13 protein-coding genes, 1 tRNA gene and 1 pseudogene are annotated in these 14,026 nt (G+C 47.8%); 12 read left to right on the top strand and 3 right to left on the bottom strand.

The annotated features are described in order from the left end of the window. The first annotated feature begins 68 nt into the window (after window positions 1-68). Window positions 69-160, top strand: a tRNA-Ser gene (locus PKH29_04085). Window positions 161-491: 331 nt separating this feature from the next. Here PKH29_04085 and PKH29_04080 read toward each other — a convergent pair. The 3 genes from PKH29_04080 to PKH29_04070 are packed head-to-tail and all read right to left on the bottom strand — an operon-like array spanning window position 492 to window position 2,872. Then, window positions 492-899, bottom strand: coding sequence for a hypothetical protein (locus PKH29_04080; GenBank protein ID HNX14012.1), 408 nt, complete (start codon window positions 897-899; stop codon window positions 492-494). Window positions 900-940: 41 nt separating this feature from the next. Continuing rightward, the gene (locus PKH29_04075) at window positions 941-1,984 is read right to left on the bottom strand and encodes a uroporphyrinogen decarboxylase family protein (protein HNX14011.1); all 1,044 of its coding nucleotides are present in this window, start codon (window positions 1,982-1,984) and stop codon (window positions 941-943) included. Between the two features lie 18 nt (window positions 1,985-2,002). After that, window positions 2,003-2,872 carry a CPBP family intramembrane metalloprotease gene (locus PKH29_04070; protein ID HNX14010.1) on the bottom strand — a complete coding sequence of 290 codons (870 nt, stop codon included), beginning with the start codon at window positions 2,870-2,872 and terminating at the stop codon, window positions 2,003-2,005. Window positions 2,873-3,065: 193 nt separating this feature from the next. On the opposite strand from PKH29_04070, the gene PKH29_04065 reads away from it, so the two are divergent. From PKH29_04065 to PKH29_04015, 11 genes and pseudogenes are all read left to right on the top strand, one after another. After that, entirely contained in the window at window positions 3,066-4,163 is a 1,098-nt protein-coding gene (locus PKH29_04065; protein HNX14009.1) for a uroporphyrinogen decarboxylase family protein, read from the top strand. 70 nt (window positions 4,164-4,233) lie between these two features. Next, window positions 4,234-5,292: a uroporphyrinogen decarboxylase family protein gene (locus tag PKH29_04060; GenBank protein ID HNX14008.1), complete on the top strand. Its 1,059-nt coding sequence runs from the start codon at window positions 4,234-4,236 to the stop codon at window positions 5,290-5,292. A gap of 8 nt (window positions 5,293-5,300) precedes the next feature. Continuing rightward, complete coding sequence (locus PKH29_04055; protein ID HNX14007.1) at window positions 5,301-7,289, top strand: alpha-L-fucosidase; 1,989 nt, start codon at window positions 5,301-5,303, stop codon at window positions 7,287-7,289. A 45-nt stretch (window positions 7,290-7,334) separates the two neighbouring features. Next, window positions 7,335-7,898: pseudogene (locus PKH29_04050) on the top strand (N-acetyltransferase family protein). Between the two features lie 15 nt (window positions 7,899-7,913). Next, the gene (locus PKH29_04045) at window positions 7,914-8,411 is read left to right on the top strand and encodes a GNAT family N-acetyltransferase (GenBank protein ID HNX14006.1); all 498 of its coding nucleotides are present in this window, start codon (window positions 7,914-7,916) and stop codon (window positions 8,409-8,411) included. A gap of 160 nt (window positions 8,412-8,571) precedes the next feature. Continuing rightward, entirely contained in the window at window positions 8,572-9,165 is a 594-nt protein-coding gene (locus PKH29_04040; GenBank protein ID HNX14005.1) for a class I SAM-dependent methyltransferase, read from the top strand. 28 nt (window positions 9,166-9,193) lie between these two features. Beyond that, window positions 9,194-9,658 (top strand): cupin domain-containing protein, encoded by a 465-nt coding sequence (locus PKH29_04035; GenBank protein ID HNX14004.1) that lies wholly within the window; start codon window positions 9,194-9,196, stop codon window positions 9,656-9,658. Between the two features lie 21 nt (window positions 9,659-9,679). Further along, window positions 9,680-10,525: a YhfC family glutamic-type intramembrane protease gene (locus tag PKH29_04030; protein HNX14003.1), complete on the top strand. Its 846-nt coding sequence runs from the start codon at window positions 9,680-9,682 to the stop codon at window positions 10,523-10,525. 323 nt (window positions 10,526-10,848) lie between these two features. Then, a complete protein-coding gene (locus PKH29_04025) occupies window positions 10,849-12,045 on the top strand; it encodes a DNA polymerase IV (GenBank protein ID HNX14002.1) in 1,197 nt (398 codons plus the stop codon). Window positions 12,046-12,055: 10 nt separating this feature from the next. Next, window positions 12,056-12,658 carry an SOS response-associated peptidase family protein gene (locus tag PKH29_04020; protein HNX14001.1) on the top strand — a complete coding sequence of 201 codons (603 nt, stop codon included), beginning with the start codon at window positions 12,056-12,058 and terminating at the stop codon, window positions 12,656-12,658. Between the two features lie 64 nt (window positions 12,659-12,722). Beyond that, entirely contained in the window at window positions 12,723-14,000 is a 1,278-nt protein-coding gene (locus tag PKH29_04015; GenBank protein ID HNX14000.1) for a hypothetical protein, read from the top strand. The last annotated feature ends 26 nt before the right edge of the window (window positions 14,001-14,026 follow it).

Here is a 14,026-nt window from a genome sequence, read left to right as displayed (position 1 = left end):
TGATAGTATGTTCGAGCGCCCCAACCCGGAACACTTGAATCGTGATTTCGAATTGGACACAGCGATGCGGAGAGATGGCTGAGCTGGTCTAAGGCGCACGACTGGAAATCGTGTTCAGGCCAATACCCTGACGAGAGTTCGAATCTCTCTCTCTCCGCCAAATAAAAGAAGCACCTCCGGGTGCTTCTTTTATTGTCTAAATGAGATACGAACATTGCTCTTTTTTTGGCAATATGTTATAATTTGGTTAATTGGCGTAAAGGAGGTGGGTCAATGAAAAAATATTCAAGTTCACATATTTTCGTTTTTTAATGAAACATAATCACATATCAGATTTCCGAAAATCCTAATTCCTAATTCCACATTCCCAAATCGGGCAGTTGCGGGATGCTTGCAACCGGGATAAACCCGGATGTTTTTTAAAACTCCTCTCTCCGCCCGAAAGGGACTCGAACCAATATATACACAAGTGATGGAATGTATAATAATTCTTATGTGGACTTCTTTCCGAAAAACACTTTAAACGGTATGGCGAACAAATCACCGATAATAACCGCCAAAAAAATTGCGATTACCGGTATCATATCTGATGTTATTTCCCGGGCAATTAAAAGAGGAAGGGCGACAACGCATAGCCAGACGGTCTTATACAGCAGCTGCATAAACAGGATCGGTATATACTTTACCGGGTCTCTCAAGCCCAAAACCGATATCAATGCAAACGACAAAAAGACACTGGCGACGAGACCGGAAACCACTCGAGGACAATCGACACCGAAAATCCACTGCGTTGTGCCGGATACGGCCAGTATTCCGATTCCGAGACCACCCGCAATCAGAATGGTCACTGTGTACATCAGTTTCAACAAAAATGAGTGCGTTTGTTTGGTATCGCTCATATCAATCCGTCCCTTCTTAGTTTTTTGTCAAACTTATTCATTTAATCACCTTTGAATGTTTTTATTTCCCACATCTCCCGAAAGCGCTCACTGATTTCAAGGGCTTCTTCTTTGTTTTCTGCAGTCGCATCGCAGACGATTCGGGCATTCTCGGGACGCTGGCTCGGCCAGGTCCATGCCGGGCCGTCTCCGCACCAGCAGTGATACTGCGCGGTAAAATCGGCAAAGAATTTGTATGCTTCAACTAATATATCGTTTGGTCTTGCCAGATTCAACAAACGCAGATTGGGGATCAGTTTGAAGTTTTCCCACTGGTGCCGGGAATCCGCGCAGCAGTGCATGCCGAGCCCGCTGTACCGGTCGGAGAGCGCGCAAAGCTCCGGAAGATAAAATTCTTTGAAAATCTCCGAACTGACGATACCGACCTCGTCGTCCGCTAAGGTGATGCCGTGATCCATATAGTAATTCGGATAATGGGCAATATGGTTCTTCCCATAACGGCGAAACCACTCGTCGAAAAACTCGGTCTGCAGCAAATAAACCTTATATGCCAGTTCCTTCACGGCTTCGGGTTCCTCGAGGATGGCGATGTAAAACTCATTTTTATCCCAGATCAGAGTTGCGATATCCATCGGGCTCTGATTGTCGGGCACTTTGAAAACGGCGTCTTTCCCCGTTCTCTCCTGAATCTTATCCGCCATTTCGAAAAGGTATGCCAACGACGAATCCCACAACATCGGTACTTTAAGCTTGGCCGCTTCGGATGCGGTATGAACCAGGGGACGTGCAGAAGGCATGGCAAAGTCCGGTCTGTAAACAGCGCAGCCGAACGCCTCCGGGAAAATATCGGTGCCGGTCAGCATATCCAAAAACGGGACGGTGTCGTCGTCCAGCCATTGCGCTCTTTTCATCAACATTTCATATTTACGCAAGATCCAATCAATACGCTCCTGCTTTAACTCAGGCCATATACTGGGTCTTTCTTCTTCGAGCCAAGGGGTATTGACCATCAGGATTTGACGAACATTCCCGTTGCCATAGAGAAATTCGTTCCAACGCGCTTTTCTTTCGCCGATTCCGTTCATGAAAATCTCCCAAAATGATTATTTCATCATCACCATCATCGAGAAGATGACGGTATCCTGCATAAAGTGAATGATCCACGCAGACACCATGCCCTTGGTCTCGGCCATGCTCCTCGCCATATACCAACCGAGCAATCCGCTCATCACAGCACCGAGGGGACCGCCCGGGACTCCGTAATAATGAGCGATGCCGAAAAACACCGCTGACATCAGCACGGCATACCCTTGCGGCACGATTTCTTTCAGCGCGCCGAGTATTCCGCAGCGATAAATCAGTCCCTCGCTGAACGAGTTGCACATTGCGAATAATAAAATTACCGGAATATAGCGCAACAATTGTTCGGCATTTTTAAATTGAAACCCGAGCGCGGTCGCCATTCCGAGCAATCCGGTGCCGAGTGTGATCAAAACACCTGAGATCACAGCCAGTTTGCCCCAGCCGATTATTCCCTCCGGAATCCCCAGCCAGACGATTTTATGCGCTTTTGTTCGAAGGTCACCGCGGCAGAGATAAAATTCCTCGGATGATTTAAACAGAAAGAAAAATGACGCGGCAATCGGGATAACGGTGATAAACTTGAGCAGCATGCTGTTCCCGACTGTGTCGATAAAGCTGTCTGAGGAAAATGCCGATTTCCAAAAAGCCGAGCCGGAGACCCATTTGACGATCAAATCCATGACCGTATAAACGGTGCCGATCGCCGAGATTCTCCAAAGGCCGGAGAGTTCATTCGAAAGCTTAAAGAAAATCAAGCAAGCAATCAATAATGCGATTTTTATGTATGGCAGCCAAAATGGAATTGAACCCAATAACAACCCACAGATGATGTCTGTAAAAATAGAGATAACAAGAATGACAGCCGCACTAAGAATAAGCTTTTTCTTCAAGAATTTCGCCGCTTTCATCATACTATTTTCGGATATGCGCTTCTTTGATTATAAACGATTGAGTAAAAAAGGCAATATGATTTTCGGTTTGAAGAAGCAATTTCTAATGTTGTATTCCGAATTGCTTTTCGCTATAATATCCTTAACGCCTTTATTCGTATTTTATTTGCCGTTTCGGCAGAAAGAGAAAAAGATGCAGGAAATGAACGCCGTCGAGCGCGTCACCGCTGCAATGGAATGCAAACCCGTTGACAGGCCGCCTGTCTTTCCGGTCATCACGTTTATGCACGCCTCTCGTGTAAGCGGGCACAAGGTGTCTCAGGTCATCCTCAATCCCCCGTTGAATTATGATACGTTATACGCCGCATGGGAACTATACGGATTTGACGGTTTTGAGGTTGCCGCTTATAATGAATTCCCGGTCTTTTATGAGCAACTTACCGGAAAGTACATCGACGGGATGCTGCATCTTGTCAAAAAAGATACCGGAGAACCTGTCAGCCGCTTCCCTGACGAAGACGATCAAGACCTTTGGATAAATCCGACCCGTGTGCCGCTGGAACAGATTCCCTCGCTCAAATACTTGACTGCCGACGAACTGCTTGAAAAAGGATATATGGACGGCGCGCGAGATTTGGCAAAACGGATTAACAGACGGGCTTTTTTAGCCGGACATGCAGCGGGACAGACGATGAATCCGCTGGTCGCGCTGCGCGGTTCCGAAACTGCGATTTTTGATCTGCTCGATTCACCTGAGTTGGTGCATGAGGCCATGAAGCACTTTACGCTTCAGAGCATTGAGGTGGGCAAGGCATTCGCCCGCATCGGATTTCAGGGCATCTATATGGGAGATGCCTGGGCCAGCGCCTCGGTCATCTCCCCGCAGCTTTTCGAAGAGTTTTGCCTGCCCCGCTACCGGCAGGCGACCGATGCTTTTCACGCGCTCGGCATGAAGGTCTACTTACATATCTGCGGCAATTCCGCACCGCTTTTCGATCTGATGGCAGCAACCGGTGTCGACGCGATTGAACCGCTCGACCCGCTCGGCGGAGTTAAACTGGAAGACGCAAAAGCGCGACTCGGAGGCCGCGTCTGCCTCAAAGGCGGCATTAACACGCTTACGCTTTTGAACGGCACAGTCGAGCAAGTATGCAATGAAACCCGCTGGTGTCTGGAACTGTTCCGCAATCAAACCGGTTATATTTTCGGCACAGGCGATGATATCCCGCGTGATGCGCCCGTTGAAAATGTGCTTGCGATGTGCCGGGAATGCAAAAGCTTTTCAAATTAAGTTGTTCTCTTCTCCGATTTTTTATATTATATTGACTACAAAATTTAACTTCTGAAAGGATGTAACACATATGTCATATGCCGATGGGATGTCCGCAATCAATCTGGAGATGCCGGCCAGAGTGCCGCGTACCGAATATTCTGCGCACGGCCACTGGGATCTGATCAAAGCCGTGACCGGTATCGAAGTCAGCCCGAACAGCCCCGACGAGGTGAAAAACCGAGCCAGTCAAACATTTATAAAGGCGTGGAATTATGATTTTTTCTGGAATATTTTAATCGGAGAAGATATTTTCGGGGACAGGCGAACCCGGATGGGGCATGCCGTCTATGCAGCAGGCGGGGTCGATTATGACAATAAGCTCATTTCCCTGTTCTCCGACCCCGAGGATGTGTTTGATTTTGACCCGATGGAGTTCTACGGCGAGATCGACAAGCGCGAGTGGATTGGGAAATTCAATAAGCAATACGCTAAAATGAACGGCGAATTTACCGATCTGGTCAATATGACCGGTATCTATGTCACCTGCATGTCCGGACTGATTGCGATGCTCGGCTGGGATACCCTTCTGTCAGCGGCGGGCATTGATCCAAAAAAATTCGGCGAATTCGCGAACCGTTATTGCATATGGATCAAACAATTCTTCGATGCCCTGGCCGAGTCCGATGCACCGGTTGTGATGATTCACGACGACATTGTCTGGACCGAGGGCGCGTTTTTACACCCCGACTGGTATCGGAAATTCCTGTTTCCGAATTATAAAAAGATGTTCGCGCCTTTGATTGAGAGCGGCAAAAAGATCATGTATACCTCCGATGGTAGTTACACCGAATTCATCGACGACATCGCGGGCTGCGGTGTCCACGGGTTTGTAATGGAGCCGACCACAGATATGAAGTACATTGCCGAAAAATACGGCAAGACCCATGTTTTTATCGGCAACGCAGATACCCGCATTTTATTGCTCGGCACCAAAGAGGAGATTCGGGCCGAGGTCAAGCGCTGCATGGACATCGGTAAAAAATGCCCGGGCTTCTTTATGGCTGTGGGCAACCACATCCCCGCCAACACTCCGGTCGAAAACGCGCTTTATTATAACGAAGTTTATGAGGAACTGAGCAGAAGATAAGGGGAGTTATGATGACTGAGAGTGAATCGCGTTTCCCTGTACGCACCGTACATATAGATTTTCACACAAGCCCGCATATTCGCGACGTGGCGTGCGATTTTAAAGCCGACGAATTCGCGGCCATTTTTGCAAAGGCAAACGCCGACAGTGTTTGTGTCTTCGCTAAATGCCACCACGGCATGCTCTATTATAATACAATACGCCCCGAGCGCCATCCGGGACTGCCTGCGGGATTGGATTTGCTTTCGGAACAGGTTGAAGCGCTGCATAAACAAAGAATTTTGGCACCCATTTATCTTAGTGTCCAGTGCGACGAATATGCAGCCGAAAATCATCCCGATTGGGTTGCCGTCGACTCGGACGACAAACAAGTGAAGTGGGCCGCGCCGTTCGAAGCGGGCTGGCGGATCATGGACATGTCAAGCCCCTATCAGGATTACCTTGCCGATCAGCTGGATGAAGTTTTAAAGAAATTTGCCCCGGCGGACGGAATCATCTTTGACATGTGCTGGGATCAACCCAGCATCTCCAAATACGCCTGCGACGGGATGAAAAAGCGCGGTTACGATCCGCAGAATGAGAATGACCGAAATAAATATGCCCGCGAAGTCGCGTGCGGCTATATGGAGCGTTACCGGAAGATGGTCGACGATGCCCACCGGGGACATCCTGAACCGATGGTCTGGTTCAACAGCCGCCCCAAGATGAACTTGAACATCGAGAAAAAATATATCAATCATATCTTAATCGAGTGCCTCCCGACAGGCGGCGCGGGTTATTCGATGTTTCCGTATGTCGTCCGTTATGTCCGTCCGTTCGGTCTGCCGACCATCAGCCACTCCTCTCGCTTCAATAAGGCCTGGGGGGACTTCGGCGGACTGAAACCGGACGCCGCTATGAGATATGAGTGCTGCCTGATGATGAGCCAGGGCATCGGTTTGGGAATGGGCGATCAGCTGCACCCGCGCGGCACATTGGACAAACCGGTATACGAAATGCTTGGCAAGATCTACGGGTATGTGAAGGACTGTGAGCCTTGGTATCGCGGCGGGAAACTCAAGAGCGAAGTTGCGGTGCTGATCGACCCCGAACTCGGCGACAGCCCCGGACCCGCCGGAATCGGTATTACGCGTCTGATGCAGGAACTGCGCTGCCAATACGATCTCTTGCCGCCCGAAGCGGATTTCCAAAACTACCGGCTTGTGATCGTCTCCGAAATGGTCAAAGCAGACGCTTTCCTCAGAGATAAACTTCGCGAATTTGCTAAAAATGGCGGCGCGTTGTTATTTTCGGGAAGCGCAGCGCTCTGTGAAAAAGGACAGCCCGTAATGCAGGAACTCGGCATCTCCGCCCACGGGGATTCGCCCTACTCCGTCTCCTATTTGAAACCCGATGAGACAATGGCAAAGACCTTGCCGGATATGGTTCATGTGGTCTATGAGCGCGCTTTCAGAATGAAAGCCTCAGACGACGCACAAACTTTATACGAGGCGATTGACCCCTATTTCGAGCGGACCTACGAGCATTTCTGCTCTCATGGCCAGACGCCTTACGATAAACCGTCAGGATATTCAGCGGTTGTTCAAAAAGGGCAAATCGTCACATTCGCGTTTCCGATTTTCACGGATTATGGCAAGAATGCGAGTTTCCCCCACCGCCTGATCTTGAAAAACTGTATCAATCGGATCATGCCCGAACCGCTTGTCAGAGATAACGGTCCGACCCATCTTGAGACGACTGTGGTGGAGAAAGACGGTAAAACGGTGGTGCACTTGATCAGCTATTACCCCTTGCGTAAAACCGAGACCATGGATATCATCGATAACCCTTTCCCGCTCGTGAATCTACGATTGTCGGTCCGGTTATCGAAATCACCCGCTCATGCAATCCTTGCGCCGTCCGGAAAAGAAATCCCTTTTGAATATAAGGACGGACGAGCCGAGGTGACCGTCGACTGCCTTGATGGTCATGTCATGGTGGTTTTTGACGCAGTATAAAACTAATCTTAATACGAACAAATTCTATGAAAGCCGATTAATAAAATGAATTACGAAATCACTATCAAATTAGCAACTCCTGCAGACGCAAAAGAACTCTTGCAAATTTACGCGCCTTATGTGCAAAACACCGCAATTACGTTTGAATATGAAGTTCCCTCGCTTGAGGAATTCACCAAGCGGATTCAAAACACGCTGAAAGCATATCCCTTCCTGGTCGCTGTTGAATCAGGTAGGATTGTGGGATATGCGTATGCGTCATTATTTAAAGCGCGGGCGGCTTACAGCCGGTCGGTTGAAACTTCAATTTATATTAAACAGGATTGCCGCGGCAAAGGAATCGGGAAAATGCTCTACAAAGCATTGGAAGACACCCTAAAGCGCCAGCATGTGATCAACCTGAATGCCGGTATCGGGTATATCGAAGCCGAGGATGAACATCTCGATCATACGAGTGTTTTCTTCCATAAATCCATGGGTTACAAACAAGTTGCTCATTTCACAAAATGCGGTTATAAATTCGGCAGATGGTATGATTTGATCTGGATGGAGAAGATGCTCGGTGAACATCCCGAAAAGCCCGAGCCGTTTATTCCGTTTTCTAAATTACAGGATGGTTATCAAATGATTAAAATCATCACCGCTTCCGAAAAAGACATCCCCGTCATCGAAAATATTCTCGGAGATGCCGCCCATTGGCTGGACAACGCCGGAAAACATCTTTGGAGCGAAGAACATATCACCTGGGCGGGGCTTTCGGAAGAGTATACGCCCTCCGATTTTCAAATCGCTTTGCTCGACGGTGAACCCGCCGCCTGTATGGCCGTGGTGGATTACGATCCGTTTTTCTGGCCCGATATTCCGAAGGGCAAGTCCCTGTTTGTACACCGGCTGGCGGTCAAACGTTTCGCCGCGGGAAAAGGCCTTTCTAATATGATGTTGGATCATGCCAAAGCTATGTGCAAGGAGAGAGGTTTTACCATGCTCCGGTTGGATTGTATGGCACACATCGAAAAGCTGCGTGCCCTATATGAGCGAAACGGATTCATCTGCATCGGTGAAAAGCAATTATTCGGAAAATTCCTCACCGCATTTTATCAATTTAATATTCATTATCAATAATCAACAGCGAAGAATGTTTTCGGCGTTTGGGCCTCTTTTATAGATTTTAGTTTAGTAATTCAATTGTTTACTTTATTTTTTTATTCTGTTTACAGACGCCCTTTTTTGGCAGGTCGTTTTATACACTGCCAATAGAACTCTATGAGTAAAGGAGATAAACATGGATTTTGACAAGGCGGCTAAGGCTTTTGACAGCCCATTACGAATTGAACGGGCAAACACTCTGGCGAAAGCAATCCGGGAAAATTGGGCTAAAAGACCAAAAGCCGTCCTCGATTTCGGCTGCGGAACCGGCCTGCTGTCTTATGCGCTCTGTCCTTATGCGGATATGATTTACGGATATGATACATCCGAGGGCATGCGTAATGTTTTCGAAGATAAAAAGGCACTGAATCACACGGATAATGTTCAATTTCTGACGGCGGAAGAGTTAAGCGTACGATCTTATGATGCCATTTTCAGCTCGATGGTATTACATCATATCATAGATATTCAAGTGCAAATTGCTTTCTTAAAGACATTGCTTACACCGGGTGGAATTTTCATGTGGATAGATTTATGTAAAGAAGACGGTTCTTTTCATAAAAACGATCCGGACTTTGGCGGACACAACGGTTTTTCGGAAGATGATGTGAAGAACACCTTGCGGTTATGCGAGTTTCAAAGCATTTCGATGCAAACCGTGTTTTCCGGCAATAAACCCATTGACGGAAAGCTTATCCCCTACTCGCTTTTTCTGACAAAAGCCCAATGAAATTCTAAAAAACGGAGGAAATAAGAACATGATTATAGGAAATATCGATCAGTTGAAAGAAGATTTTATTTGGCGCGATGAAGTCGGACTGATCACGCAGTCGCTCGGCGCTGCTGTCGGAAGCCAAAAGTTCTATGTGAACATTGACCGGGTTCCGGCGGGCGCTTACAGCACCAAATACCACAGCCACTCGCAGCAGGAGGAGTTCTTTTTGATTATGGACGGCAGCGGTACGCTGCGATTCGACGGGCAGGAATACCCGATTAAAAAAGGAGATTTCATTTCAAAACCCGGCGGAAAAAACCTAGCTCACCAATTTTATAACTCCGGCAGCGACGTCTTAGTGATCCTCGATATCGGTACAAAAGAACCGGAAGACACCTGCTTTTATCCCGATGAGAGGGTCTATTTACATAAGTCAAACGGAGAACGTCATATCTTTTCAAACAAATCTCTTCTTGAAAACTGGACATCTGACCCCAACCAAAAATAAAAAAGCGAGGAGTGAATTTTTATGGATTATACCGTTCCGGTTTCCTCCGTAATCTGCATGGGTATTGTCTCGTTGTTCGGCCTCGCAATTCCGCTCGTGATGTTCCTGGCGCTGCGTAAAAAGCACAAAGCGGACGTCATGCCGTTTTTCATTGGATGCGCGGTTTTCATCGTGTTCGCGCTGCTGCTCGAGGGCGGAGCGAACCTGCTTATATTCAACTCCTCTCTCGGAGCTAAAATCAAGAGCAATCTCTGGATTTATGCGGCGGTCGCCGGATTGATGGCGGGAATCTTTGAAGAGACGGGGCGCTTCGTCGCATATAAGACGGTGCTGCGCAAAAAGATGGGCAACGATCGAAACGCGCTGATGTATGGAGCGGGACACGGCGGTTTCGAGGTGTTTTATCTGCTCTATATCGGCATGGTGAGCAACGTTGTGATCTCGCTGATGTTAAATTCGGGGTATTATAACACGCTGTCCGCTGGAATCACCGATCAAGCTACACTATCAACTTTGAATTCATCGCTTCAGTCGCTTGCGACAACCCCACCCTCGATGTTTTTTGTGGGCGTCGTCGAACGTTTTGCGGCGGTTGCGGCGCACCTTTCGTTCTCGGTGCTGGTCTTCTTTGCGGTAAAAAAAGCGAAAGAAAAGAAGTTTTGGTTTTATCCGTTGGCGGTCATTCTGCATGCAACGCTCGATTTTATCGCTATGGTATTGATGAGATATAAACTCAACGTCTGGTTAGTTGAAGGCGCTCTCTATGTTTTCACCGGACTTTTGGTGATACTTGCTATCGTGGTCTGGAGCAGAAACGCAGCAAAACATGATCCGTTCGCTGAGACATCGCCAATTGAAACCCTGTAAAATTCTGTAATCTTTTTGATATCATCATTTTACCATATTCTTATTTGTCTTGAAAATATTATGCGGCTTTCAGAAAGGAATCTGCCATTTTGAAATATTCCTTTCATTCTTCCATTTAACTGAATTGATCTTATCAGAGATATCTATAGAGCGCATAAGCGGACGGTGAAAACCGTCTGCCTATGCGTTTCCCGCCATGATGAATAAACAGACCGAGCCCTCACCGTACTAGATCAGCTGCCGGCTTGCGATACAGTCCGGTTTATGGTACAATTTTTATGGCATAATCAAGATATCATCATGATTGAAGGCGGCACACAAAAATGGGGAAATTCATTTTGCACAGCGACATGAACCATTATTTTGCCGCCGTCGAGACCATCGATCATCCCGAGTATGCCGACATCCCGATGGCGGTCTGCGGCGACCCCGCAACCCGGCACGGTATCATTTTAGCTAAAAACGACGCGGCGGGAAAATGCGGCATCATGACCGGAGAGAGCGTTTACAGCGCAAAACAGAAAGCCCCCGGGCTGACGCTGGTTAATGCCGATTATAATAAATATGTGCATTACGCCAAACTCGCGAGGGCGCTTTATGCCGAATACGGGGTTGACGTGATTCCTTACGGGCTCGACGAGGCGTGGATTGTATTGAAAGACTATGTTACTTCATACGAAAAAGCAGCCGAGACCGCCTTTGAGATCAAAGAGCAGATTAAAAACGAACTTAAACTCACAACCTCGGTCGGCGTCAGCTATAACTACATCTTTTCGAAACTCGCCTCCGATTTAAAAAAGCCCGACGCGGTCACCGTGCTGCGCAAAGACGATTTGAAGACCGTGATTTGGAATATCCCCGCATTCGATTTGCTGTTCGTCGGCCCCGCCACGCGTAAAAAGTTGAAAAACCTGAACATTCTCACGATCGGTGATTTGGCGCAGAGCGACCCTGCTCTGCTCAAGCGGCGGTTCGGAAAATCCGGCATCGCGCTGTGGCAATTTGCCAACGGCGACGACAGTTCGTTTGACCCGAAAGTACCCGCCGATATGCCGTTCAAGAGCTTCGGAAACACGATTACACTGCCGAAAGATACTTCCTCGGAGGACGATTTGCTGCTGATGCTCTACATTTTGGCGCGGGCGGTCAACTCGCGGCTGATCAAGCACTCGCTGGAAGCAAGGTGCATCGGGATCAACTTGAAATACGGCGATTTTACGGCAATAATCCGGCAGACCACGCTGGACCGCCACACCGCTGATGAGACGTCGATCTTTTTAAACGCAAAGTTGCTGTTTGAAAAGAATTATATCAAGGACAACCCCGTCCGCAGCATCGGCATCCACCTGAACGACCTTCAGGATAACCGTTTCGGGCAGCTCTCGCTGCTCTCGGAAGAAGAGAACGTGCCGCCCGACATCAAGGCCGTGATTGCGGAGTTAAAAGAACGGCTCGGGAATTTTGAACTCAACAAATCGGCTATGACCACCGATGAGGACATCGGTTTAAATATCTTATAGGAGGGGCATTATGTGCGGAAGATACATCCCGAACACCGAAGAGGAGATTATGGAGATCCGTGAGATTTTGCGTGCGATCTCGGTTCGGCTGTCACAGAGCGAAATTGAAATCACCCCGAAAAAGGACGATGACGTCTTCCCCACCGACGTCGTGCCGATTATTTTGATGCAAAACGGCGAACCCGCCGTTCAGATGGTCAAATGGGGGTTTGCAAAGTGGGACGGCAAGGGCGTCATCATCAATGCCAAGAGCGAAAACGCGGCTTCCTCACGCTTTTTTGCGCCGTTTGTCAACCACTACCGCTGCGTCATTCCGGCGCACGGGTATTACGAGTGGAAGACCCTGCCCGACAAGACCAAAATCAAGTTCTCATTCACCAACGAACAGGGCGGCGGCATCTTTATGGCAGGGCTCTACCGCGTCACAAATGAAGGTAAAGAGTTTGTGATTCTGACCAAGCCCGCAGATGATAACATCACCGATATCCATGATCGGATGCCTGTAATGCTCAATAAAGAGCAGCTTTCCGCATGGCTGGACGGCTCGGTAAAATACCAACTGATCAATACCGGCAACGCTTATCGTATGATTCCGAACCCGACGGCATCATAATATAAATAATTCCTTGATTTTCCATCCTATATATGTTATGATGGAAAACAGAGGTGATTATTACATGAAAAAGTTCGTTCTTTTTGTTCTTTCGGCGATATTGTTGATCGGCGGCTGTGCGATACCGAAGTCCGGAAGCATTCCTTCGGGAGGTTCGAGTTTACTATCGGCAAACAGTGCTGTTTCAAGTTACATTGCCATTCCTTCTCTGCCGACAGGAACAGTCGTATCAAGCTCGCAAATTTCTGCGGCTTCCTCAAAAACCTATTCACCTTCAACCGCATCTAAAAACGAACCGATGACGCAGGCCGAGTTTGACGATTTTTTTGAAAATGTGCTACCACAAGTTATGATCTTGCTCGGCGGTGAAGAAACATATGACCCGAACGACTCTATTGAAATAGACGGGGTGACTTATTATAAAATAACGGATGAAAAATATAACACCGTCGAAAAACTCAAGGCAGTATTAGCGAAATTCTTCATCGCAGAATACACTGACGCTGAGATGAATCGATTATTTATCAATCAACATTTTGAAAATTATATAACCTATACCGAAAAAGACGAGTTTGTCTATGTCTATCCGAAAACCGCGGGCGCTAACCGCGAATACGACAAAAAGTGGTTTGGTCGTGATGATGAATCAAATGATGATACAATCACTTTATTAACGATTAAAAACGGAACGGATCCGTTTCTAAACTACCGTTTTGAGATAAAACGCATCAATGGTGAATGGAAAATAAAAGATGCGGTTTGTAATGTTTATCCGGCAGACGGGTTTTACTTCCCACCGATGGGCAAACCGGTGCTTTACCTTTATTCCGAAAAAGTCACCGATGTGACCGTCAAGCTCGATATAAACGGTACATTGGGCTGCACCTATCCGGCGTATCCGAAAGTCGGCTGGAAGGTCACGGCTTATCCGGATGGAAAGCTGATTGTCGGAGGCGAGGAATATCACTATTTGTTCTGGGAGGGTCATTTGAACACCGTTTTCACCTTTGACAAGGGTTTCTGCGTCAAGGGGTCTGATACGGCGGCATTTTTGAAAAAAGCGCTCTCCGAGATGGGGCTGATTCCGAGCGAATACAACGATTTTATCGTCTACTGGCTGCCGAAATTACAGGGCAATGCCTACAACTTGATCTCGTTCGTCGGCAAGGATTATACCGATAACGCCAAGCTCGAAATCACACCCAAACCTGATTCGGTTTTGCGGGTCGCCATGGCATATCGACCGCTCGAAAAGCCGATCACGATTGCGCCGCAGACCTTTGAAAAATTTGAAAGGAACGGGTTCACGGTCGTCGAATGGGGCGGCGCGGAGATTGATTGAAAACAATTTGTGTTAATATTTATCAG

Source organism: Oscillospiraceae bacterium, assembly GCA_035353335.1.
Lineage (GTDB): Bacteria > Bacillota > Clostridia > Oscillospirales > JAKOTC01 > DAOPZJ01.
This window is presented reverse-complemented; position numbering and strand designations above follow the sequence as displayed.

Excerpts from the sequence above, each read along its gene's own strand:
- PKH29_04015 (HNX14000.1), top strand. The coding sequence starts at position 12,723 with ATGAAAAAGTTCGTTCTTTTTGTTCTTTCGGCGATATTGTTGATCGGC.
- PKH29_04025 (HNX14002.1), top strand. The coding sequence starts at position 10,849 with ATGGGGAAATTCATTTTGCACAGCGACATGAACCATTATTTTGCCGCC.
- PKH29_04040 (HNX14005.1), top strand. The coding sequence starts at position 8,572 with ATGGATTTTGACAAGGCGGCTAAGGCTTTTGACAGCCCATTACGAATT.
- PKH29_04055 (HNX14007.1), top strand. The coding sequence starts at position 5,301 with ATGATGACTGAGAGTGAATCGCGTTTCCCTGTACGCACCGTACATATA.
- PKH29_04060 (HNX14008.1), top strand. The coding sequence starts at position 4,234 with ATGTCATATGCCGATGGGATGTCCGCAATCAATCTGGAGATGCCGGCC.
- PKH29_04030 (HNX14003.1), top strand. The coding sequence starts at position 9,680 with ATGGATTATACCGTTCCGGTTTCCTCCGTAATCTGCATGGGTATTGTC.
- PKH29_04045 (HNX14006.1), top strand. The coding sequence starts at position 7,914 with ATGATTAAAATCATCACCGCTTCCGAAAAAGACATCCCCGTCATCGAA.
- PKH29_04065 (HNX14009.1), top strand. The coding sequence starts at position 3,066 with ATGCAGGAAATGAACGCCGTCGAGCGCGTCACCGCTGCAATGGAATGC.
- PKH29_04080 (HNX14012.1), bottom strand. The coding sequence starts at position 899 with ATGAGCGATACCAAACAAACGCACTCATTTTTGTTGAAACTGATGTAC.
- PKH29_04035 (HNX14004.1), top strand. The coding sequence starts at position 9,194 with ATGATTATAGGAAATATCGATCAGTTGAAAGAAGATTTTATTTGGCGC.
- PKH29_04020 (HNX14001.1), top strand. The coding sequence starts at position 12,056 with ATGTGCGGAAGATACATCCCGAACACCGAAGAGGAGATTATGGAGATC.
- PKH29_04075 (HNX14011.1), bottom strand. The coding sequence starts at position 1,984 with ATGAACGGAATCGGCGAAAGAAAAGCGCGTTGGAACGAATTTCTCTAT.